The following is a 23,340-nucleotide window of genomic DNA, read 5'->3' as shown; positions in this document are numbered from 1 at the left end:
CTTCGCGCGTTACGACAGTTTGAGCTGTGCCAGCAGCATTTGTTCAATCAATTCGCTGCGACTGATGTTTTGCTGATCGGCCAGCGTGCTGAGGGCGTCAACCGCCTCGCTCGACATCTTCAGCTCAACACGACGCAGCCCACGCACTTTATCGCGCTTGAGCTGATTGCGTTTGTTGATGCGTAACTGTTCATCACGCGTCAGCGGGCTGGTTTTCGGGCGACCAGGACGCCGCTCGTCTGCGAAGAGATCAAGCGTAGTGCGGTCTGTCTGTTCTTTTGCCATGGTTTGTAAAACTGAGTGGGCGCGAACGGCGGAAAGGCGCTGCGCGATTAAAACATTATCGGCCCGACCACGGCGAAAAAATATCCGTGGCAAATTTTTAGCGCGACATCATACTCCAGCGCCTTCCCTGACGCCAACCCTAAAGCGCAAGCGGCAAGCTTTTGCTTTTACAGGTTAAAAAAACGCCGAACGGCGCGTAACACCGCATCGGGTTTCTCGGCGTGCACCCAGTGTCCAGCACCGCTGATCACATGTGCATGTGCCTGCGGGAACTGACGCAGCAGCGCATCGCGATGCTGATTATCCAGATAAGGCGAGTCGCCGCCGCGGATAAACAGCGCCGGATGCGGCCACGCAGGAATCTCTTCCCAGCCGGAAATAGTGCTGTAATTATCCCACAGCACCGGCACATTAAAGCGCCATTCGCCCTCTGCGAAAGATTTGAGGATGAACTGGATCACGCCTTCTTCATCAATATGCTGACGCATTACTTCAGCGGCTTCGCTGCGGCGCGTGACGCCCGCGGCGCTCACGGCCCGAATAGCGGCAAAAATTTCGTCATGGCGGCGCGTTTGGTAATCAACGGGCGCGATATCGATCATCACCATTTTATCGATACGTTCCGGCGCGATGGCACTCAGTGCCATGGCGATTTTGCCGCCCATTGAGTGGCCAATCACACCCGCGCGATCGATATGGTGCGCATCCAGCGTTTCGACAATGTCCTGCGCCATCACGTGATAATTCATCTCATCACTACGCGCCGACAAGCCGTGATTGCGCACGTCAACTTGCAGCGTCGGACGTGCATCACGCACCCCACGCGCCAGCACGCCAAGGTTATCAAGGCTGCCAAAAAGACCATGGATCAACAGGATCGGCGTGGCATTGGGGGCAGATTGTTCAGTTTGCAGACGGGCGTTCAAAATCATGGCTAAAGTTCTTACGGTTGTGACCTTGGCTTAGGTTATCATGGATTCACCTGTCCAGCAGTCAGGCCGGTGGGCATTAGGGCATATTCCGACTTTTGCCCGTAAACGTTGCCAACGCTATCGGCTGCCACGGATTTAACTTTATAATCCTTATGTTAGAGCCCGCTCACGTTTTGCACGACTGGATTTTGCTAAGGACGTTGCAAGAATGCGTGGTTCTGTCATTTGCCAGAATCGTACGGAAAAAGATGAAAACGATTGAAGTTGACGAAGAACTCTACCGTTATATTGCCAGCCACACGCAGCACATTGGTGAAAGCGCCTCAGATATTTTGCGCCGCATGTTGAAGTTCACCGCCGGACAGAGCGCACCCGCTGCGCCCGCCGCTGGTGCATCAATGAAAGAAGCGCAACCTGCCAGCCGTGAAGCGCGTCCTCAGGATCGCGTCCGTGCGGTACGTGAGCTGCTACTTTCCGATGAATATGCCGAGCAGAATAAGGCGGTTAACCGCTTCATGTTGGTACTGTCAACGCTCTATCGTCTTGATCCGGCTGCGTTTGCTGAAGCTACTGCCTCGCTGCAGGGCCGTACCCGCGTCTACTTTGCGGGCGACGAGCACACGCTGCTGCAAAATGGCACCCATACCAAGCCGAAGCACGTTCCCGGCACACCGTACTGGGTGATCACGAACACCAATACAGGTCGCAAATGCAGCATGGTGGAACACATCATGCTGGCTATGCAGTTCCCACAGGAACTGACAGAGAAAGTTCGCGGCACCATTTAACTGAAGCGTCAGGGAGAAGCGCCAATGGCCAATCACCCCCGTGCCGGGCAGCCTGCCCAGCAGAGCGATTTAATTAACGTTGCACAATTAACCTCGCAGTATTATGTCCTGAAGCCCGATGTGGCGAATCCGGATCATGCGGTGAAATTTGGCACTTCAGGCCACCGCGGTAGCGCGGGACGCCAAAGCTTCAATGAACAGCATATTTTGGCGATCGCGCAGGCGATTGCTGAAGAGCGTAAAAAGAATGGCATTACCGGTCCGTGCTACGTCGGTAAAGACACGCATGCGCTGTCTGAGCCAGCCATTCTGTCGGTGCTGGAAGTGCTGGCCGCTAACGGCGTGGACGTGATTGTTCAGCAGGACAATGGCTACACACCAACGCCTGCAATCTCGAACGCGATTCTTGAGCACAACAAACGCGGCGGCGCGCAGGCGGACGGCATCGTTATCACGCCTTCGCATAACCCACCGGAAGATGGCGGTATCAAATACAATCCGCCAAACGGTGGCCCGGCTGATACCAACGTTACCAAAGTGGTGGAAGATCGCGCTAACCAGCTGATCAAAGGCGAGCTGAAAGACGTGAAACGTCTGCCGCTGGATCAGGCATGGGCGAGCGGCCACATCGTTGAGCAGGATCTGATCCAGCCATACGTTGAAGGTCTGGCTCAGGTGATTGACTTCGCCGCCATTCAGAACGCCGGCCTGAAAATTGGCGTCGATCCGTTAGGCGGTTCCGGTATTGCTTACTGGCAGCGCATTGCTGAGCACTACAAACTGGATCTGACCATCGTGAACGATGCGATCGATCAGACTTTCCGCTTCATGCATCTGGATAAAGATGGCGTGGTGCGTATGGACTGCTCATCCGAGTGCGCGATGGCCGGTTTGCTGGCGTACAAAGACAAATTCGACCTGGCCTTTGGTAACGATCCTGATTACGACCGTCACGGCATCGTCACGCCTGCGGGTCTGATGAATCCGAACCACTATCTGGCGGTGGCGATCAACTACCTGTTCCAGCATCGCCCGCAGTGGGGCAAAGACGTTGCTGTAGGGAAAACCCTGGTTTCCAGCGCGATGATCGACCGCGTGGTCAACGACATTGGACGTAAGCTGGTGGAGGTGCCGGTTGGTTTCAAATGGTTCGTTGATGGTTTGTTCGATGGCAGCTTCGGTTTCGGCGGTGAAGAGAGCGCGGGCGCATCCTTCCTGCGTTTCGATGGCTCAGCCTGGTCAACCGATAAAGACGGCATCATTCTGTGCCTGCTGGCTGCTGAAATCACGGCGTTAACTGGCAAGAACCCGCAGCAGCACTATGACGAGCTGGCCGAACGCTTTGGTGCGCCAAGCTATAACCGTCTGCAGGCTCCGGCGACTTCTGCACAGAAAGCCGCGCTGTCTAAGCTGTCACCCGAAATGGTGAGCGCAGATACGCTGGCGGGTGATCCGATCACCGCACGCCTGACTGCCGCGCCGGGTAACGGTGCGTCAATCGGCGGTCTGAAAGTAATGACGGAAAACGGCTGGTTCGCCGCGCGTCCATCAGGTACAGAAGACGCGTACAAAATCTACTGCGAAAGCTTCCTGGGTGCTGAACATCGTCAGCAAATCGAGAAAGAAGCGGTTGAGATTGTTAGCGAAGTACTGAAAAACGCCTGATTGGGCAGTGAAGAGAAAAGGCCGCTTAGCGGCCTTTTTTTATGGCATAAATCGATAGCCGATGCCGGTTTCGGTCAGCAAATGGCTGGGCTGCGTGGGATTCGCTTCCAGCTTCTGCCGCAAGTGCCCCATATAGATGCGCAAATAATGACTGTGCTCCACCGCATTGGGGCCCCAAACCTGATTCAGTAATTGACGCTGGGTCAGCACTTTTCCGGCGTTGTTCACCAGCAAACTCAGCAGGCGGAATTCAGTCGGTGTCAGATGCACTTCCTGTTGGTTGCGCAATACACGGCGCGCCGCCAAATCGACGCTGACTTCGCCAAATTTCACAATCGGTTCTGGCTGGTTGCTTTGATGGCGACGCAGCGCCACGCGCACGCGCGCTAGCAGTTCACCTATGCCAAACGGCTTAGTGAGATAATCATCCGCACCCGCGTCCAGCGCATCGATCTTATCCTGCTCATCGCTCCGTGCCGACAGCACAATCACCGGCATGCTGCTCCATTGACGTACTTCACGGATAAAGTCATTGCCATCACCATCCGGCAAGCCGAGATCGAGGATCACCAGATCCGGCTTACGCGTCGCCGCTTCAATCAGGCCGCGCTGCAGTTGCTCCGCTTCCACAATCTTAAGGCCTTCGCTCTCCAGCGCAAGGCGCACGAAACGGCGAATCTCTTTTTCATCTTCCACTATCAAGATGGTCGTCACGCTGCCTCCAGCGGCAAAAAAGTTAACGCATCACTTTAGCAATAAAGCGGCCCGGCGTCCGTCACGAAGTTTTTAACTTGAATGGATCGTTTAATTCACAATCTTGTAACTAACTTTCACCACCACACAAATTGCTGAAAAAAAGCGCAAAAATAGTGGTCGGATGAGTAGTAAAATTACACAATTACGGGTAATATCTGAACCAGATCACATTTCAACGCAATGTTTACCACAAGGGGGCCAAAGATGGATCGCGCATATCCACTGTATAAAATCGTACTGCGCCGCGTGCTGGTGGTAGCAATCGGTTTGCTGGCGTTGCCAGTGATGTTATTCCGCTCAGATCGCGCACGTTTGTACAGTTACCTGCATCGTATGTGGTGCAAAACCAGCACGAAACCCGTCTGGCTGGCGCAGTCTGAAGCGGCTGCCGGCATTCACTGGTAAGCGATTTTAGCGCACTATTAACCCGGCGACTTCACGTGAAGCGCCGGGTTTTTTTATCGATAATTTTCACGCCCACCGCGCGTTCCCGCTGTTATCTCCGCGCATTTCAGCTACACTTAAAACCTCTACAAGATTTATGAGGTTGTACAAGTATGAGCGAGAAAATTCCTGTTGGTATCAGCGCTTGCCTGCTCGGGGATAACGTCCGATTTGATGGTGGCCATAAACGTTTTGCTTTCGCCACGGACGAACTCGTGCCATTTGTGCGCTTTGAACCTGTATGTCCCGAAATGGCGATTGGCTTACCGACGCCGCGTCCGGCTTTGCGCCTGGTAAAAGAGAGCGATGAAAACATCCATCTCTGTTTCAGCAAAGATGGCGGCGAAGAGGTGACGGAAAAGATGCAGCGCTGGTCAGCCGAACGCGTGAAGTCGCTACATCACCTGTGCGGCTACATCCTCTGTGCCAAATCCCCTAGCTGTGGGCTGGAACGTGTCCGCGTTTACGAGCCTGAAACCAACAACAATCGCAAAGCGGGCACCGGCATGTTTACCGCATTTTTACAGAAAGAGATGCCGTGGCTGCCGCTGGAGGAGGATGGTCGTCTGCATGATGACGCTATCCGCGAAAACTTTATCGGCCGCGTCTATGCGCTGCATGAATTCAACGAAATGTGGCGCAGCGGATTATCGCGCCACAAGCTGATGGCCTTCCATAGTCGCTACAAATTATTGCTGCTATCTCATGCGCAGGACGAATACCGCGAGATGGGCCGCTTTGTCGCGGCGATGGACCAGTGGGATTCGCTGGAGGATTACGCCTTTGAGTACCGCAGTCGTCTGATGCACCTGATGTCACATCAGGCATCACGACGCAATCACACTAACGTGCTGATGCATGTACAAGGCTACTTCCGTCCGCAGTTGAGTTCGCCGCAACGTCAGGAGCTGGCGCAACTGATTGATCGTTATCGTCAGGGCGTACAGCCGCTGTTAGCACCGATCACCATGCTGAAACATTACATGGCGGAATACCCGCATCCGTGGCTGGCACAGCAGCGCTATTTTGATCCTTATCCGGAAGCGCTGCGCTTGCGCTACGGCCAATAATTTCGGGGCTTTATGACCACCCATTTAGTTTGGCTGCGCAACGATCTGCGCATCAATGACAACACGGCGCTGGCCGCCGCCTGGCGCGATAGCCAGGCCAAAGTGATTGCGCTGTTTATCGCCACACCGCAGCAGTGGCAGCAACACCATATGGCGCCAAAGCAGGCGGCGTTCATCCAGCAAAATCTCAGCTTGTTGCAGAAGTCACTGGCTGAACGCGGCATTCCTCTGCATTTCCATCAGTGTGATGACTTTGCCGCTTCGATTGAATATCTGGCGAAATTTTGCCAGCAGCAACGGGTTGATGCGCTGTTCTACAACTACCAGTACGAAATCAACGAGCGTGAACGCGATGCGCAGGCGGAGAAACGTCTGGATGCGCAGGGCGTAGTATGTCAGGGATTCGATGACAGCTTGCTGTTGCCGCCGGGCAGCGTGCAAACCGGCAGCAACACCATGTTCAAAGTGTTCACGCCGTTCAGCAAAGCCTTTGTTCGTCGTTTACATCAGGGCTTACCGGAGTGCCATCAGGCACCGAAAGCGCGTGATGGTGCGCCCATCAGTATCGAAAAGAAGATTCCCGCTTTTGATTATCGTTGTGAAGCCTTTGATGAAAGCCTGTTCCCGGCGGGAGAAGAGGCGGCGTTAAAACAGCTGCGCCACTTCGCTAAACAGGCGGTGCAGCATTATCCAGATCAGCGTGATTTACCGGCCATTGACGGCACCAGCCGCTTATCGGTTTATCTAACCACTGGCGTGCTGTCGCCGCGCCAATGTCTTCATCGCGTGCTCAAAGAGCATCCCGATGCGCTCAACGAGGGCAAGGCCTTTACCTGGCTGAACGAACTGATCTGGCGCGAATTCTATCGTCATCTGATGGTGGCGTTTCCGGCGCTGTGTAAGCATCAGCCGTTTGTCGACTGGACGCGCAACGTGGATTGGCAGCAAAACGACGGGCATCTCAAAGCCTGGCAACAGGGCAAAACCGGCTATCCGATTGTTGATGCGGCGATGCGCCAGCTCAACACGCTCGGCTGGATGCATAATCGCTTGCGCATGATTACCGCCAGTTTCCTGGTGAAGGATCTGCTGATTGACTGGCGTGAAGGTGAGCGTTATTTCATGCAGCAGCTGATCGATGGCGATCTGGCCGCCAACAATGGCGGCTGGCAATGGGCCGCGTCAACTGGCACCGATGCCGCGCCCTATTTTCGTATCTTCAATCCCACCACGCAGGGCGAGCGCTTTGATAAACAGGGCGACTTTATCCGTCAGTGGCTGCCGGAACTCAGCGACGTGCCCGACAGCGATATTCATCAGCCGCAAGTGTGGGCGCAGAAAAATAACAAGAAACTCGATTATCCCGCGCCAATCGTGGAACATAAGGACGCACGTAAAAAGACACTAGACGCCTTTGAGCGCGCTCGCAGCGCGGCTTGAGGCGGTCAGGGAGCCGTAATGAATAATGTCGAGTTAGAACAGATCGTTAACCAGCAGCTGAATAACAGCGCCTTCAGCGATTACGCGCCGAACGGTTTGCAGGTGGAAGGGCGCGCCGAGGTGAAAACCATCATCACTGGCGTAACCGCGTGTCAGGCGCTGCTGGACGAGGCGGTGAAGCGCAACGCCGATGCGGTGCTGGTGCATCACGGTTACTTCTGGAAAAGCGAAGCGCCGGTGATTAAAGGCATGAAGCGCCAGCGTCTGCGCACGCTGCTGGCCAATGATATCAATTTGTATGGCTGGCATCTGCCGCTGGATGCGCATCCCGAGTTGGGTAATAACGCGCAGCTGGCGCGTCTGTTTGATATTGCAGTGAAAGGCGAGATTCAGCCGCTGGTGCCGTGGGGCGAGCTGGCACAACCACTGAGTGGCGCGGCGCTGGCGGAAAAAATTGCCCAACGTTTAGGTCGCACACCGCTGCACTGTGGTGATAACGCGCCGGCATTGATCAAGCGCGTTGCCTGGTGCAGCGGCGGCGGTCAGGGCTTTATCGATAGCGCGTCAGCCTTTGGCGTCGATGCCTTTATTACCGGTGAAGTCTCCGAGCAAACCATCCACAGCGCGCGCGAACAAGGTTTGCACTTCTTTGCCGCCGGACACCACGCGACCGAACGCGGCGGCATCAAGGCGCTGGGCGAATGGTTAGCTGCCCATCATGGCCTTGATGTGACCTTTATCGACATCGACAACCCGGCCTGATTTCTCTCCTCTCACGCCCTTAACCTGCGTTAAGGGCGCAAATCTGTTGACACATCTCTGTCACTTTCGCATAACTTATGGCTTTTACGCATAAACGAGAAGTTCGTTCGCTATGAATGGCGATCCTGCAACATTCGTTCTGCGACATGTAAGACTTTTACCAGGAGGTTGTTTTTGCAACGAGCACGTTGTTATCTGCTAGGTGAGCGCGCGGTGGTGCTGGAACTAGAGCCACCGGTTTCGTTGACCAGCCAGCAGCGCATCTGGGGATTGTGTCAGCGACTGCAGCAAAACGAGCAGGTTGAGGAAGTGATTCCTGGCATGAACAACCTGACGTTGCTGCTGCGCGATCCGCAACGCAATGCATTGGACGCGATTGAGCGTTTGCAGCGTTGGTGGGAAGAGAGCGAAGCGCAGCTGCCGGAATCGCGCCGCGTCGAGATTCCAGTTGTGTACGGCGGCGCAGGTGGGCCGGATCTGCAGGAGGTGGCGGAGCGCGCCAACATGACGGCCAGGCAAGCGGTAGAACTGCACAGCAGCATCGATTACGTGGTCTATTTCATCGGCTTCCAGCCTGGTTTCCCTTATCTCGGTGGCCTGGATGAGCGTTTACACACGCCACGCCGCGCTGAACCGCGCGTACTGGTGCCGAGCGGCTCGGTGGGCATCGGCGGCAGCCAAACCGGCATCTATCCCTTAGCCGCGCCCGGCGGCTGGCAACTGATTGGCCATACGCCGCTCAGCCTGTTCGACCCGCTTCAGCATCCACCGACACTGTTACGTCCCGGTGATAGCGTGCGCTTTGTGCCGCAGCAGGAGGGCGTATGTTGAAAATTCTCCGCGCGGGCATGATGACCTCGCTGCAAGACCACGGCCGCACCGGCTTCCGCCAATATGGCATCAGCGTGGGCGGCGCGCTCGATCAACCGGCAATGCGCACCGCCAATATGCTGGTGGGTAACCCCGAGCAGAGCGCGGTGCTGGAAATCGTGCTGGGACAATTTAAAACGCAGTTTACGCGCGATGGCTGGTTTGCATTGACGGGCGCAGGCTGCAATGCCGATCTGGACGGCAAACCGGTCTGGACCGGCTGGCGTCTGCCGGTGAAAAAAGGGCAGGTGCTGACGCTGGCAACGCCAACGCGCGGCATGCGCAGTTATCTGGCGGTCAACGGTGGTTTTGCCGTGCCGGACATGCTCGGTTCGGTCAGTACCGATCTCAAGGCAGCGTTTGGCGGCTGGCAGGGACGTAAACTGCAGGATGGCGATGAGCTGCCGTTGGGTAAACCGACGCGCGACTTCAAAGACAAAGCCGGCGTGCGTCAACTGCTGTGGGGCAACCGCATCCGCGCCTTAGCGGGCCCGGAATATAACGAGTTCTCGCGTGAGGCGCAGCAGGGTTTCTGGCGCAGCCCGTGGAAGCTCAGTCCGCAAAGTAATCGCATGGGTTATCGCCTGCAGGGACGTCAACTGCATCGCGATGCAACGCGCGATTTGCTGTCGCACGGTTTAGTGCCCGGCGTGGTGCAGGTGCCGCCCAATGGTCAACCGATTGTGTTGATGGCGGACGCACAAACCACCGGCGGCTATCCGCGCATTGCCTGCATCATCGAAGCCGATCTCTATCATCTGGCGCAAATTCGTCTCGGCGAACCGATTCACTTTATCCACTGCACGCTGGAAGACGCGATTCACGCCAAACAGCATCAACAGCGTTCCTTCGACCAAATAGCCTGGGGATTGGCCCATGAAGATTGATCTTAACGCCGATCTCGGCGAAGGCAGCGCCAGCGATCGGGAGCTGCTGACGCTGGTGAGTTCAGCCAATATCGCCTGCGGCTTCCACGCCGGTGATGCGCAAACCATGCTGCAATCGGTGCGCTGGGCGAAAGCGTCGGGCGTGGCGATTGGCGCGCATCCGAGTTTCCCCGATCGGGAAAACTTTGGCCGTACCGCCATGCAGCTGCCGCCGGAAACGGTGTATGCGCAGATGATCTACCAGATTGGTGCGCTGAAAAGCATTGCCGAGAGCGAAGGCGAACGGCTGGTACACGTCAAGCCGCACGGCATGCTGTACAACCAGGCGGCGGGCGATCCGCAACTGGCGGATGCCATCGCGCGCGCGGTAAAAGCCGTGGATAGCGGATTGATTCTGGTCGGATTGGCGGGCAGCGCGTCGATTGCGGCGGCGGCGCATCATGGTCTGCGCACCCGCGAAGAGGTGTTTGCCGATCGCGGCTATCTGGCGAGCGGGGCGTTAGTGCCACGCAGCCAGCCGCAAGCGATGATTGAAGATGCCGAACAGGCGCTGGCGCAAACGCTGGCGATGGTGCAGCAGCGTCAGGTGCAGAGCATCAGCGGAGAATGGGTCAGGGTTAACGCCGAAACCGTCTGTTTACACGGTGATGGCGCACATGCGCTGCAGTTCGCCCGCACGCTGCGCGCGGCATTTGCGACCAGTCAGATTGCGGTCACCAGCGCATAACGTTTTTACTCATTGCCCGGCATCACGCCGGGCTTCTTTTCACATAAGGGAACAACATGGATAACGTGGTAAACCTCTGGCCGCTGCTGGGCATTGCCGCCATCATTCTGGGTTTTGTGCTGCGCTTTAACCCGGTGCTGGTGGTGATTGTGGCGGGCTTCGTCACCGGGCTGGCAGCGCATCTGCCGCTGGCAGACATTCTGGAAAAGCTCGGCTCTGGCTTCCTCAATACGCGTAATCTGCCGCTGATTCTGCTGCTGCCGCTGGCTGTTATCGGTTTGCTGGAGCGTCATGGCCTGAAAGAGCGGGCGCAAAGCTGGATTGCGCAGATCAAAACCGCCACCGCCGGCCGCTTGCTGATCGTCTACCTGTTTGTGCGTGAAGCCACCGCCGCGCTGGGCTTAACCAGCCTGGGCGGGCATCCGCAGATGGTGCGTCCGCTGCTGGCGCCGATGGCCGAAGGTGCCACAGAAAACCGCTACGGTGATGTCCCGCCAGACGTGCGCCATCGTCTGCGCGCCATGTCTGCGGCGACCGATAACGTCGGTCTGTTCTTTGGCGAGGATATCTTCGTTGCCTTTGGCGCGATTATCTTCATGCATAACTTTATGCAGGAATCTGCCGGTATCAGCACCGAACCGCTGCATATCGCGCTGTGGGGCATTCCTACCGCGCTCTGTGCTTTCCTCATTCATTCAGCTCGTCTGGTGCGTCTCGATCGCCAGCTGTCGCGTGAATTGGGCGCGTTAAACCAGCAGGCGCTGAACGCCAAAGGAGCGAAGTAATGTTCCAGCAACAATATTTGATGTGGCTGGCAGGGGTGATCCTGCTGGTGGTTGCCGTGCTTTCATGGCGTGACAGCGCTAACCCGCGCCGTTTTACCACCGGTCTGTTCTGGGCACTGTATGGCCTGATTTTCCTGATTGGCGACGGTGCTTATCAGCTGATGGGACAATGGGCGGGCGATGCGGAACTGGGCCGCCGCTGGTTGCATATCGGCGTGGGCGTGGCCGTGGTGTTGATGGCGCTGATTGCCGGTTTCGGCGGCGTGCGTCTGGGGCGTTATCATCAGCGCAGCGATGAGCAGAAACAGGAAAGTGCTAAACGTCTGCAAAACAAACTGTTCCTGCCAGCGCTGGCGATTCCACTGGTGACGGTGATTGGCGTGCTGGCGTTTAACCATATTCCCGGTTTGCAGGATACGGTGTTTGGTCCCGGCAATCATTCCACGCTGGTGACGCTGTTCTCCATGATGATTGGCTGCCTGCTGGGCTGGCTGATTGCGTTGAAAATCACCCATGAAAAGCCGCTGCAGTCGATGCAGGAAACCCGTCGCCTGCTGGATGCGGTCGGTTGGGCATTTATTCTGCCGCAGATTCTGGCCACGCTTGGCCTGCTGTTCACCAGCGCCGGTGTCGGCACGGCAATTTCGCATCTCACCGAACAATATCTGGCGGTAGATAATCGCCTGATTGCCGTCGCGGTATATGCGGGTGGCATGGCATTGCTGACCATGGTGATGGGCAATGCGTTTGCTGCCTTCCCGATTGTCACCGCCGGCATCGGTATTCCGATTCTGGTGCTGCAGCACGGCGGCAATCCGGCGGTAATGGCGGCGATTGGGATGTTCTCCGGCTATTGCGGCACGTTGATGACGCCAATGGCGGCCAACTTCAACATCGTGCCGGCGCGCCTGCTGGAGCTGCCGGACCGCAACGCGGTGATCAAGGCTCAGGTGCCAACCGGTGTGCTACTGTTGGTAGTGAATATTTTCCTGCTCTACTTCCTGATGTTCTTGTGAGGTTGCAATGAAAACGGTGTTAATGACGGCGTTTGAGCCTTTTGGTGGCGAAAACATCAACCCTTCGTGGGAAGCGGTGCGCACCTTCGACGGCAAAGAGATCGCCGGTGCACGCATTGTGGTACGCCAGCTGCCGGTGGTATTTGCCACTTGCGGTGAAGTGCTGACGCGCGCGCTGGAGGAGATTCAACCCGACCGCGTGTTGTGCGTCGGGCAAGCCGGCGGCCGCGCCGATATTACCGTTGAACGCGTTGCGATCAACGTGGATGACGCGCGCATACCGGATAACAACCAACAGCAACCGATCGATCAGCCCATCGAGGCGGATGGCCCGGCGGCTTATTTCTCCACGCTGCCGATCAAAGCGATGGTTGCCGCGCTGCGTGAAGTGGGTGTGCCGGCCTCGGTATCGCAAACCGCCGGCACCTTCACCTGTAACCACGTGATGTACAGCCTGCTGCACTGGATCCACACCACCAACAGCAAGGCGCGCGGCGGTTTTGTTCATATCCCGTATATGCCGGAACAAGCGGTGCACCATCCCGGCGTGGCCAGCATGGCGACTGCAAGCGTGATTCAGGCGCTGGAAACCTCGCTGCAGGTGATCCTGAGTACCGAAAATGATATCCGCGTCGTCGGTGGCGCTACGCATTAAAAGGAGTTGTTATGCCTGAGGGACCGGAGATCCGCCGCGCGGCGGATCAGCTGGCAGAGGCAATGGTCGGCAAACCCCTCACCGATGTGTGGTTTGCCTTTCCACAGCTGAAAACCTACGAACCGGCGCTGATGGATGCCACCATCAACGCCTTCGAAACGCGCGGTAAAGCGCTGCTCACCCACTTCTCCAATGGTTTGACGCTCTACAGCCACAATCAGCTGTACGGCGTGTGGCGCGTGGTGCCAACCGGTACGCAACCGAATACCACGCGCCAGCTGCGCGTACGACTCGCGACGGCGGATAAAACCATTTTGCTGTATAGCGCCTCGGATATTGAGCTGCTCAACGCCGATACTTTAGCTGCGCATCCGTTTTTGCAGCGCGTGGGCCCGGATGTGCTGGATGCCAGCTTAACGGTGGAAGAGGTGCGCGAGCGTTTGCTGTCGCCGCGTTTTCGTCGTCGCCAGTTCAGCGGCTTGCTGCTTGATCAGGCCTTTTTAGCCGGCCTCGGCAATTATCTGCGCGTGGAGATTTTGTGGCATGCCGGATTGCTGGCGTCGCATCGGGCGCAGGACCTCAGCGAACAGCAGCTGACGGCGTTAAGTGAGGCGATGCTGGCGGTGCCGCGTTTGTCATACGAGATGCGTGGCAGCATGAAGAAGTATCATGAAGAAGCAGCGTTTCGCTTCGAGGTGTTTCATCGGCAGGGGAAAAAGTGCCGGCGGTGCGGCGCGGTGATTGAGAAGGGCGTGCTGTCATCGCGGCCGTTTTACTGGTGCCCGGGATGCCAGTTGTAGCGCTATAAAAAAGGCGGCCAGATGGCCGCCTTTCTCTTATTTATCCAGCGCCGAGGTGAATGGACGCTCGGTGTAACCGGTATACAGCTGACGCGGACGGGCGATTTTCATGCCTTCGTCGTGCATCTCTTTCCAGTGTGCAATCCAGCCCACGGTGCGCGCCATGGCGAAGATAACGGTAAACATGGAAGACGGAATGCCCATTGCTTTCAGGATGATGCCTGAATAGAAATCGACGTTTGGATAGAGTTTACGCTCGATGAAGTACGGGTCGTTCAGCGCGATGTGTTCCAGCTCCATCGCCACTTCCAGCAGATCATCTTTCATGCCCAGTTCGTTCAGCACTTCGTGACAGGTATCGCGCATCACGGTGGCACGTGGATCGTAGTTTTTGTACACGCGGTGGCCGAAGCCCATCAGACGGAACGAATCGTTCTTATCTTTCGCACGTTTAACAAACTCAGGGATGTGATCAACGGTGCTGATCTCTTCCAGCATGCGCAGTGTCGCTTCGTTGGCACCGCCGTGCGCCGGTCCCCACAGAGAAGCGATACCGGCGGCGATACAGGCAAACGGGTTCGCGCCTGAAGAGCCTGCGGTACGGACGGTAGAGGTAGAAGCGTTCTGCTCATGGTCGGCGTGCAGAATCAGAATACGGTCCATCGCGCGTTCCAGCACTGGATTCACTTTGTACTCTTCGCACGGCGTGGCGAACATCATGTGCAGGAAGTTACCGGCATAAGAGAGGTCATTGCGCGGATAGACAAACGGCTGGCCAATTGAGTACTTGTAGCACATCGCTGCCATGGTCGGCATTTTCGACAGCAGGCGGAACGCAGCGATTTCACGGTGACGCTCAATGTTGACGTCTAAAGAGTCGTGATAAAACGCTGCCAGCGCACCGGTCACACCACACATTACTGCCATTGGATGCGAATCGCGGCGGAAGCCGTGGAATAGTCGGGTGATTTGCTCGTGAATCATGGTGTGGCGGGTAACGGTGGTGCGGAACTCTTCAAACTGGGCTTGGGTCGGGGCTTCGCCATTTAACAGGATGTAACACACTTCAAGATAGTTAGAGTGGGTTGCCAGCTGATCAATCGGGAAACCGCGGTGTAACAGAATACCTTCGTCACCATCAATAAAGGTGATTTTAGATTCGCAGGACGCCGTAGAGGTGAAGCCGGGATCGAAGGTGAACAGGCCTTGTGAGCCAAGGGCGCGGACATCAACTACATCTTGTCCCAGCGTGCCTTGCATCACGTCCAGTTCAACAGAAGTATTATCTTGTAGGGTTAGCGTCACTTTTTTATCTGTCATTATTTCGTCTCCATAGCGCCTTTAAGGTAAGGATCTTAGACACCAGAATAGCCATGTTGTTACGTAAAACCACAATCTTCACAGCATCACTCTGCGGTAACGTTGGTCGTGCAGGGTTACAGAGTAAATGCTGAACTGGGCCATTCGGTGGCGTCGGGGCATGACATGCTGCACATCGAGGATGTTAAAGTTCCTGTCACGACATAACTTCTTGGTAACCAATAACCTGATGCTTTGTGTTACTTGTATTGGCAATGTTACATAACTTGAGCTTAGGGGAAAGTGTATCCCCATAACTTTTGTGCATCATAGGACTTTAATGCGATTGTTTGTAACTGAAATGTTGATTCTTTGTCAAATCAGATAATTAAAAATGTATAAATTGTGAAAATCGTGAAGGTGATCACTGTTCAGCCTAAATGTGACCAAAGAGATTGTAGGGGAATTGTAATCAGAATGTGATCCTCCTATACTGCGGCCAGGTCTCCGGAACACCCTGACACCAGGAGCCACCCAGCGTTTTACCCGCTTTATTTAACACTGGATGTTGCTATTTTGGTGGCGGTTGCAGTCTGAACACACGCTGTGTCTCTGATGCAACTCAGGACCGGAGGAAGCAAAATAAAAAAGAGCTGTGTGGGCAAAACCGTGAAAAAACAAAGACCTGTTAACTTGGATCTCTCGACGATCCGGTTTCCCGTTACTGCAATATCGTCCATTCTCCACCGCGTCTCCGGCGTGATCACCTTTGTCGCTCTCGGAATTCTGCTCTGGTTACTGGGTCTCTCTCTCTCCTCTCCAGAAGGTTTCCAGCAAGCGGCATCCATCATGGATAGCTTCTTCGCCAAATTCATCATGTGGGGCATTTTAACTGCGCTGGCGTATCACGCTGTGAGCGGTATTCGCCATATGTTGGCTGATTTTGGTGTAACAGCAGAAACCCTGCAGGTGGGAACCCGTTCCGCGCAAGCGGCTTTTGTTATCACTGTCGTGCTCTCAATTTTGGCTGGAGTCCTCGTATGGTAAGCAATGCTTCTGCATTAGGACGCAACGGTATCCATGACTGGCTGTTACTGCGTGCTGCTGCAATCTTAATTACGCTCTATATTCTCTACATCCTCGGTTTTGTCGTGATGACAGGCACGCTGACGTATGACGTCTGGCATGGCTTCTTCTCGTCCGCCTTCACGAAAGTGTTCACCATGTTGACGCTGTTCTCGATTCTGATCCACGGCTGGATTGGAATGTGGCAGGTGCTGACTGACTACGTGAAACCTGTTGCAACCCGTTTGTTGCTGCAGTTTGTGATTGTGGTTGCGCTGTTGTCATATGCGATTTATGGAACTGTTGTTGTGTGGGGTGTGTAAATGAGTTTGCCAGTCAGAGAATTTGATGCCGTGGTGATCGGCGCGGGTGGCGCGGGAATGCGCGCCGCTCTGCAAATCTCCCAATCGGGCCAGACTTGTGCCCTGTTATCCAAAGTATTCCCAACCCGTTCCCATACCGTATCGGCGCAGGGCGGTATTACCGTTGCGCTGGGTAACACCCATGACGATAACTGGGAATGGCACATGTACGACACCGTCAAAGGTTCCGACTTTATCGGCGACCAGGACGCGATCGAATATATGTGTCATGTCGGTCCGGAAGCGATTCTGGAACTGGAACACATGGGATTGCCGTTCTCCCGTCTGGATGACGGCCGGGTGTATCAGCGTCCGTTTGGTGGTCAGTCGAAGAATTTCGGCGGTGAGCAGGCGGCGCGTACCGCAGCTGCGGCCGACCGTACCGGCCACGCCTTGCTGCATACGCTGTATCAGCAGAACCTGAAAAACAAAACCACCATCTTCTCCGAATGGTATGCGCTGGATCTGGTGAAAAACGAAGACGGCGCGATTGTCGGCTGTACGGCTATCTGCATGGAAACCGGCGAAACCGTCTATTTCAAAGCCAAGGCCACTATTCTGGCGACCGGCGGCGCGGGCCGTATTTACCAATCCACCACTAACGCCCACATCAACACCGGTGACGGCGTTGGCATGGCGCTGCGCGCCGGCGTGCCGGTGCAGGATATGGAAATGTGGCAGTTCCACCCAACCGGTATTGCCGGTGCGGGCGTGCTGGTCACCGAAGGTTGCCGTGGTGAAGGCGGTTACCTGCTGAATAAGCACGGTGAACGCTTCATGGAACGTTATGCGCCGAACGCCAAAGATCTGGCGGGGCGTGATGTGGTTGCGCGTTCGATGATGGTGGAAATCCGTGAAGGTCGCGGTTGCGATGGCCCCTGGGGTCCGCACATCAAACTGAAACTCGACCATCTCGGTGCCGAAGTGCTGGAGTCGCGTCTGCCTGGCATCCTTGAGCTGTCGCGTACCTTTGCCCACGTTGACCCAATTAAAGAACCGATTCCGGTGATCCCAACCTGTCACTACATGATGGGCGGCGTGCCGACCAAAGTGACCGGCCAGGCGCTGCGCGTGAATGAGCAGGGCCAGGATGAGGTGATTCCGGGTCTGTTCGCCGTCGGTGAAATCGCCTGCGTATCGGTTCATGGCGCTAACCGCCTCGGCGGCAACTCGCTGCTCGATCTGGTGGTGTTCGGTCGCGCAGCTGGTGTGCATCTGCTGGAGTGTATTGAAGAGCAGGGCGAACTGCGTGAAGCCACGCCGGAAAATATCGATGCAGCGATGGCGCGCTTCAACCGCTGGGAAAATAACACCACCGGTGAAGATCCTGTCGAAATCCGTAAAGCGCTGCAGCGCTGCATGCAGAACAACTTCTCGGTGTTCCGCGATGGCGATGCGATGCGTGAAGGTCTGGAAGAGCTGAAATTGATTCGTGAGCGTCTGAAATCAGCGCGTCTTGATGACCGTTCGCCAGACTTCAACACCCAGCGTATCGAATGCCTTGAGCTGGATAACCTGATGGAAACCGCTTACGCCACCGCTGTTGCCGCCAACTTCCGTACCGAAAGCCGTGGTGCACATAGCCGCTTCGACTTCCCGGACCGCGATGATGAAAACTGGCTGTGCCACAGTCTCTATGTTCCGCAGACGGAAAGCATGACGCGCCGTGAGGTGAACATGCAACCGAAACTGCGTGCGGCCTTCCCGCCGAAAGCGCGTACCTACTAATTGCGGAGATCATCATGAGACTCGAATTTTCAATCTATCGTTACAACCCGGAAGTCGATGCCAAGCCGCGCATGCAGGAGTACACCCTGGAGTCGGAAGATGGTCGCGACATGATGCTGTTGGATGCGCTGATCCGTCTGAAAGAGAAAGACCCTACGCTGGCTTTCCGTCGCTCTTGCCGTGAAGGCGTGTGCGGTTCAGATGGTCTGAACATGAACGGTAAAAATGGTCTGGCGTGTATCACGCCGATCTCTGCGCTGGGCAACGGTTCGAAGAAAATTGTTATCCGTCCACTGCCAGGTTTGCCGGTGATCCGCGACCTCGTGGTAGACATGGGACAATTCTATGCACAGTATGAGAAGATTAAGCCTTTCCTGTTGAATAATGGGGAAAATCCACCGGCGCGCGAGCATTTACAGAGCCCAGCCGAGCGTGAGCATCTGGACGGTTTGTATGAGTGTATTCTCTGCGCCTGTTGCTCAACGTCGTGCCCGTCGTTCTGGTGGAATCCGGATAAGTTTGTCGGTCCGGCTGGCCTGCTGGCCGCTTACCGTTTCCTGATCGACAGCCGCGACACGGAAACCAATGCGCGTCTCGACAATCTCAACGATGCTTTCAGTGTTTTCCGCTGTCACAGCATCATGAACTGTGTGAGCGTGTGCCCGAAAGGCCTAAACCCAACGCGCGCCATCGGCCATATTAAGTCGATGCTGCTGCAACGCGGGGCGTAACAGAAAAAGTCACTCTCCGGGAACCTGAGTTCCCGGATGTTTACGGAAGCCTCTATAAGCGCGGTGCTGACCACGCTTATAAAGGTTCCCTTACGAGCCAGGCGCCGGTAGCGCACAGGTTCGTATCGCTGAACTCACTACGGCAAGCCGCGTAAGCGGTAAAAAATGAAACCTCATAAAAAGCAGATTAATGCTTAAGGGATCACAATGCAGAACAGCGCGATGAAACCCTGGCTGGACTCCTCCTGGCTGGCCGGCGCGAACCAATCTTACATAGAGCAGCTCTATGAGGATTTCCTGACCGATCCTGACTCAGTTGATGACATGTGGCGCGAGCTGTTCCAACAGCTGCCGGGCACTGGCGTGAAACCTGAGCAATTTCACTCCACCACGCGTGACTACTTCCGCCGCCTGGCTAAAGACGCTACGCGTTACACATCAACCGTGACCGATCCGGCAACCAACTCCAAACAGGTAAAAGTGCTGCAGCTGATTAATGCGTTCCGCTTCCGCGGCCATCAGCATGCAAACCTCGATCCGCTTGGCCTGTGGAAACAGGACACGGTAGCCGACCTCGATCCGGCTTATCACGATCTGACCGACGCCGATTTTCAGGAAAGCTTTAACGTAGGCTCTTTTGCTATCGGCAAAGAGACCATGAAGCTGGCGGATCTGTTTGCGGCGCTGCAGCAGACTTACTGTGGCTCGATTGGTGCTGAGTACATGCACATCAACAACACCGACGAGAAGCGCTGGATTCAGCAGCGTCTGGAATCGGTGGTGGGCCACGCGTCTTTCAGCAGTGACGAGAAAAAAGGTTTCCTGAAAGAGCTGACCGCGGCAGAAGGCCTGGAAAAATATCTGGGTGCAAAATTCCCGGGTGCGAAGCGCTTCTCGCTGGAAGGCGGCGATGCACTGGTGCCCATGCTGCGCGAGATGATTCGTCACGCGGGCAAGAGCGGTACGCGCGAAGTGGTGCTGGGTATGGCGCACCGCGGTCGTCTCAACGTACTGATCAACGTATTAGGTAAGAAGCCGCAGGATCTGTTCGACGAGTTCTCCGGTAAGCACAAAGAACACCTCGGCACCGGCGACGTGAAGTACCACATGGGCTTCTCGTCTGACGTGGAAACCGAAGGCGGCTTAGTGCACCTGGCGCTGGCGTTCAACCCGTCGCATCTGGAAATCGTAAGCCCGGTAGTGATGGGGTCGGTGCGTGCGCGTCTGGATCGTCTGGCTGAGCCAAGCAGCAACAAAGTTCTGCCTATCACCATTCACGGTGATGCCGCTGTTATTGGTCAGGGCGTGGTGCAGGAAACCCTGAACATGTCGCAGGCGCGTGGCTACGAAGTGGGCGGTACCGTTCGCATCGTGATCAACAACCAAGTTGGTTTCACCACCTCCAACCCGAAAGATGCGCGCTCTACGCCGTACTGTACGGATATCGGCAAGATGGTGCTGGCACCGATTTTCCACGTTAACGCGGACGATCCGGAAGCCGTAGCCTTTGTGACGCGCCTGGCGCTGGATTATCGCAACACCTTTAAACGTGATGTCTTCATCGACCTGGTGTGCTATCGCCGTCACGGCCACAACGAAGCTGACGAGCCAAGTGCAACGCAGCCGTTGATGTACCAGAAAATCAAAAAGCATCCGACGCCGCGTAAACTCTATGCCGATCAGCTGGAAAGCGAAGGCGTAGCGACCAGCGAAGATGCCACCGAGATGGTCAATCTCTATCGCGACGCGCTGGATGAAGGCGAATGCGTGGTGCCAGAGTGGCGTCCGATGAGCCTGCACTCATTCACCTGGTCGCCGTATCTGAACCACGAGTGGGACGAAAGCTACCCGGCGACCGTGGAACTGAAACGCCTGCAGGAACTGGCGCGCCGCATCAGCAGCGTACCGGAATCGGTAGAAGTGCAGTCTCGCGTTGCCAAGATCTACAACGATCGCAAAGAGATGGCCGAAGGCAACAAAGCGTTCGACTGGGGCGGTGCAGAAAACCTCGCCTACGCCACGCTGGTTGACGAGGGGATTCCGGTGCGTCTTTCCGGTGAAGATACCGGTCGCGGGACCTTCTTCCACCGTCATGCGGTAATCCACAACCAGACCAACGGCTCAACCTATACGCCGCTGCACCATGTCCATAACGGCCAGGGTCAGTTCAAAGTGTGGGATTCCGTACTGTCTGAAGAAGCGGTACTGGCTTTCGAATACGGTTATGCCACCGCAGAACCGCGCGTGCTGACCATCTGGGAAGCGCAGTTCGGCGATTTCGCCAATGGCGCGCAGGTCGTGATCGACCAGTTCATCAGCTCCGGCGAACAGAAATGGGGCCGTATGTGTGGCCTGGTCATGTTGCTACCGCACGGTTATGAAGGCCAGGGTCCTGAGCACTCCTCAGCGCGTCTGGAGCGTTATCTGCAACTCTGTGCTGAACAGAACATGCAGGTGTGCGTGCCTTCTACGCCAGCGCAGGTTTACCACATGCTGCGTCGTCAGGCGCTGCGCGGTATGCGCCGTCCGCTGATCGTCATGTCACCGAAATCACTGCTGCGTCATCCGCTGGCGATTTCCAGCCTGGAAGAGTTGGCCACAGGCAGCTTCCAGCCAGCGATTGGTGAGATCGACGATCTCGATCCACAACAGGTAAAACGCGTGGTGCTGTGTTCGGGCAAGGTTTATTACGATCTGCTGGAGCAGCGTCGTAAAAACGAGCAGACCGACGTGGCCATCGTGCGTATCGAACAACTCTATCCGTTCCCGCACAAAGTCGTGCAGGACGTATTGAAAAACTATGCTCATGTGCAGGATTTCGTGTGGTGTCAGGAAGAGCCGCTGAATCAGGGCGCATGGTATTGCAGTCAGCATCATTTCCGCGAAGTGGTTCCATTTGGTGCGTCACTGCGTTATGCAGGCCGTCCGGCTTCTGCTTCACCGGCCGTGGGCTACATGTCCGTACATCAAAAACAGCAGCAAGACCTGGTTAATGACGCGCTGAACCTTGGTTAATAAAAAGGAAAGAAAATGAGTAGCGTAGAAATTCTCGTTCCCGATTTGCCTGAATCCGTAGCGGACGCAACGGTTGCAACCTGGCACAAAAAACCTGGCGACTCTGTGAGCCGCGATGAAGTACTGGTAGAGATTGAAACTGACAAAGTGGTTCTGGAAGTGCCTGCTTCAGCGGATGGCATCCTGGAAGCCGTGCTGGAAGAGGAAGGCGCTACCGTCACTTCTCGTCAGATTCTGGGCCGTCTGAAAGAGGGCAACAGCGGCGGGAAAGAGACTGCGGCCAAAGCGGAAAGTAACGAATCTACACCGGCACAGCGCCAGACCGCTTCGCTGGAAGAAGAGAGCAACGATGCGCTCAGCCCAGCGGTACGCCGCCTGATTGCTGAAAACAACCTCGATGCCAGCCAGATTAAAGGCACCGGCGTTGGTGGCCGTCTGACGCGAGAAGATGTGGAAAAACATCTGGCGAAGAAAGCTGACGGTGGCAAAGCTGCACCGGCTGCAGCGCCAGCCGCTGCTGCACCGCAGGCCGCTGTGGCTAACCGCAGCGAAAAACGCGTACCGATGACGCGTCTGCGTAAGCGTGTTGCCGAGCGTCTGCTGGAAGCGAAAAACAGCACCGCGATGTTGACCACGTTCAACGAAATCAACATGAAGCCAATCATGGATCTGCGCAAGCAGTACGGCGACGCGTTCGAGAAACGTCACGGCGTGCGTCTGGGCTTCATGTCCTTCTACATCAAAGCGGTAGTGGAAGCGCTGAAACGCTTCCCGGAAGTGAACGCGTCTATTGATGGCGAAGATGTGGTTTACCACAACTATTTCGATGTGAGCATTGCGGTTTCTACCCCGCGTGGTCTGGTTACGCCGGTGCTGAAAGATGTTGATGCACTGAGCATGGCCGACATTGAGAAGAAAATTAAAGAGCTGGCGGTGAAAGGCCGTGACGGCAAGTTGACGGTTGAAGAGCTGACCGGCGGTAACTTCACCATCACCAACGGTGGTGTGTTTGGTTCGCTGATGTCTACGCCAATCATCAACCCGCCGCAGAGCGCGATTCTCGGCATGCACGCCATCAAAGATCGCCCAATGGCGGTTAATGGTCAGGTTGTGATTCTGCCAATGATGTATCTGGCGCTCTCTTACGATCACCGTTTGATTGATGGTCGTGAATCCGTTGGCTATCTGGTCGCGGTGAAAGAGATGCTGGAAGATCCAGCTCGCCTGCTGCTGGACGTCTAATTTCGCCGGGCGCGCG

At 55.9% G+C, this 23,340-nt stretch carries 23 protein-coding genes; 19 read left to right on the top strand and 4 right to left on the bottom strand.

The window, feature by feature from the left end:
* Positions 1–9 precede the first annotated feature (9 nt).
* Both ybfE and ybfF read right to left on the bottom strand, forming a co-directional pair.
* On the bottom strand, positions 10–285 hold the full coding sequence (gene ybfE / locus KVT28_RS06290; protein ID WP_007890670.1) for a LexA regulated protein: 276 nt from the start codon (positions 283–285) through the stop codon (positions 10–12).
* 167 nt (positions 286–452) lie between these two features.
* Positions 453–1,217 (bottom strand): esterase, encoded by a 765-nt coding sequence (gene ybfF, locus KVT28_RS06285; protein WP_110865728.1) that lies wholly within the window; start codon positions 1,215–1,217, stop codon positions 453–455.
* A 248-nt stretch (positions 1,218–1,465) separates the two neighbouring features.
* Between ybfF and seqA the strand changes: the two genes are divergently transcribed.
* Both seqA and pgm read left to right on the top strand, forming a co-directional pair.
* Positions 1,466–2,005: a replication initiation negative regulator SeqA gene (gene seqA, locus KVT28_RS06280; RefSeq protein ID WP_110865729.1), complete on the top strand. Its 540-nt coding sequence runs from the start codon at positions 1,466–1,468 to the stop codon at positions 2,003–2,005.
* A 24-nt stretch (positions 2,006–2,029) separates the two neighbouring features.
* Positions 2,030–3,670: a phosphoglucomutase (alpha-D-glucose-1,6-bisphosphate-dependent) gene (pgm, locus tag KVT28_RS06275; protein ID WP_217547254.1), complete on the top strand. Its 1,641-nt coding sequence runs from the start codon at positions 2,030–2,032 to the stop codon at positions 3,668–3,670.
* Positions 3,671–3,709: 39 nt separating this feature from the next.
* Here the strand turns inward: pgm and kdpE are convergent, their stop codons facing one another.
* On the bottom strand, positions 3,710–4,384 hold the full coding sequence (gene kdpE / locus KVT28_RS06270) for a two-component system response regulator KdpE (protein WP_101763229.1): 675 nt from the start codon (positions 4,382–4,384) through the stop codon (positions 3,710–3,712).
* A 246-nt stretch (positions 4,385–4,630) separates the two neighbouring features.
* Between kdpE and KVT28_RS06265 the strand changes: the two genes are divergently transcribed.
* From KVT28_RS06265 to nei, 11 genes are all read left to right on the top strand, one after another.
* A complete protein-coding gene (locus KVT28_RS06265; RefSeq protein WP_008107019.1) occupies positions 4,631–4,831 on the top strand; it encodes a YbfA family protein in 201 nt (66 codons plus the stop codon).
* A 152-nt stretch (positions 4,832–4,983) separates the two neighbouring features.
* Positions 4,984–5,940 carry a 2-thiouracil desulfurase family protein gene (locus tag KVT28_RS06260; protein WP_101763228.1) on the top strand — a complete coding sequence of 319 codons (957 nt, stop codon included), beginning with the start codon at positions 4,984–4,986 and terminating at the stop codon, positions 5,938–5,940.
* A gap of 12 nt (positions 5,941–5,952) precedes the next feature.
* On the top strand, positions 5,953–7,380 hold the full coding sequence (gene phrB / locus KVT28_RS06255; protein ID WP_217547251.1) for a deoxyribodipyrimidine photo-lyase: 1,428 nt from the start codon (positions 5,953–5,955) through the stop codon (positions 7,378–7,380).
* 18 nt (positions 7,381–7,398) lie between these two features.
* Positions 7,399–8,142, top strand: a complete 744-nt coding sequence (locus KVT28_RS06250; RefSeq protein ID WP_217547249.1) for a type 2 GTP cyclohydrolase I — start codon at positions 7,399–7,401, stop codon at positions 8,140–8,142.
* Positions 8,143–8,316: 174 nt separating this feature from the next.
* Positions 8,317–8,973: a 5-oxoprolinase subunit PxpB gene (gene pxpB, locus KVT28_RS06245; protein ID WP_101763225.1), complete on the top strand. Its 657-nt coding sequence runs from the start codon at positions 8,317–8,319 to the stop codon at positions 8,971–8,973.
* Entirely contained in the window at positions 8,967–9,899 is a 933-nt protein-coding gene (pxpC, locus tag KVT28_RS06240; protein WP_101763224.1) for a 5-oxoprolinase subunit PxpC, read from the top strand. The genes pxpB and pxpC overlap by 7 nt, the downstream gene beginning before the upstream one ends.
* Positions 9,889–10,626 carry a 5-oxoprolinase subunit PxpA gene (gene pxpA, locus KVT28_RS06235; RefSeq protein WP_217547246.1) on the top strand — a complete coding sequence of 246 codons (738 nt, stop codon included), beginning with the start codon at positions 9,889–9,891 and terminating at the stop codon, positions 10,624–10,626. Before pxpC ends, pxpA begins: the two co-directional genes overlap by 11 nt.
* Positions 10,627–10,682: 56 nt before the next feature.
* Positions 10,683–11,411, top strand: a complete 729-nt coding sequence (locus KVT28_RS06230; protein WP_101763222.1) for a DUF969 domain-containing protein — start codon at positions 10,683–10,685, stop codon at positions 11,409–11,411.
* Positions 11,411–12,427 carry a DUF979 domain-containing protein gene (locus KVT28_RS06225; RefSeq protein ID WP_217547244.1) on the top strand — a complete coding sequence of 339 codons (1,017 nt, stop codon included), beginning with the start codon at positions 11,411–11,413 and terminating at the stop codon, positions 12,425–12,427. The genes KVT28_RS06230 and KVT28_RS06225 overlap by 1 nt, the downstream gene beginning before the upstream one ends.
* Positions 12,428–12,434: 7 nt before the next feature.
* Complete coding sequence (gene pcp, locus KVT28_RS06220) at positions 12,435–13,082, top strand: pyroglutamyl-peptidase I (RefSeq protein WP_101763220.1); 648 nt, start codon at positions 12,435–12,437, stop codon at positions 13,080–13,082.
* A gap of 11 nt (positions 13,083–13,093) precedes the next feature.
* Complete coding sequence (gene nei / locus KVT28_RS06215; RefSeq protein ID WP_101763219.1) at positions 13,094–13,882, top strand: endonuclease VIII; 789 nt, start codon at positions 13,094–13,096, stop codon at positions 13,880–13,882.
* Positions 13,883–13,918: 36 nt separating this feature from the next.
* On the opposite strand, the gene KVT28_RS06210 is transcribed toward nei, so the two are convergent.
* Entirely contained in the window at positions 13,919–15,202 is a 1,284-nt protein-coding gene (locus tag KVT28_RS06210; protein ID WP_008107361.1) for a citrate synthase, read from the bottom strand.
* 636 nt (positions 15,203–15,838) lie between these two features.
* Here KVT28_RS06210 and sdhC point away from each other — a divergent pair.
* The 6 genes from sdhC to odhB all read left to right on the top strand — a co-directional run bounded on the left by sdhC (position 15,839) and on the right by odhB (position 23,324).
* Complete coding sequence (gene sdhC, locus KVT28_RS06205; protein WP_101763218.1) at positions 15,839–16,228, top strand: succinate dehydrogenase cytochrome b556 subunit; 390 nt, start codon at positions 15,839–15,841, stop codon at positions 16,226–16,228.
* Positions 16,222–16,569, top strand: coding sequence for a succinate dehydrogenase membrane anchor subunit (sdhD, locus tag KVT28_RS06200; RefSeq protein ID WP_049850912.1), 348 nt, complete (start codon positions 16,222–16,224; stop codon positions 16,567–16,569). Before sdhC ends, sdhD begins: the two co-directional genes overlap by 7 nt.
* Positions 16,570–18,336: a succinate dehydrogenase flavoprotein subunit gene (gene sdhA, locus KVT28_RS06195; protein ID WP_217547241.1), complete on the top strand. Its 1,767-nt coding sequence runs from the start codon at positions 16,570–16,572 to the stop codon at positions 18,334–18,336.
* A gap of 14 nt (positions 18,337–18,350) precedes the next feature.
* Complete coding sequence (locus KVT28_RS06190; protein WP_007890649.1) at positions 18,351–19,067, top strand: succinate dehydrogenase iron-sulfur subunit; 717 nt, start codon at positions 18,351–18,353, stop codon at positions 19,065–19,067.
* A 207-nt stretch (positions 19,068–19,274) separates the two neighbouring features.
* Complete coding sequence (gene sucA / locus KVT28_RS06185) at positions 19,275–22,082, top strand: 2-oxoglutarate dehydrogenase E1 component (protein WP_110865741.1); 2,808 nt, start codon at positions 19,275–19,277, stop codon at positions 22,080–22,082.
* A gap of 15 nt (positions 22,083–22,097) precedes the next feature.
* A complete protein-coding gene (odhB, locus tag KVT28_RS06180; RefSeq protein WP_101763215.1) occupies positions 22,098–23,324 on the top strand; it encodes a 2-oxoglutarate dehydrogenase complex dihydrolipoyllysine-residue succinyltransferase in 1,227 nt (408 codons plus the stop codon).
* Positions 23,325–23,340: the final 16 nt, after the last annotated feature.

The organism is Pantoea sp. GbtcB22, assembly GCF_019091025.1.
Classification (GTDB): Bacteria; Pseudomonadota; Gammaproteobacteria; order Enterobacterales; family Enterobacteriaceae; genus Pantoea; species Pantoea leporis.
This window is presented reverse-complemented; position numbering and strand designations above follow the sequence as displayed.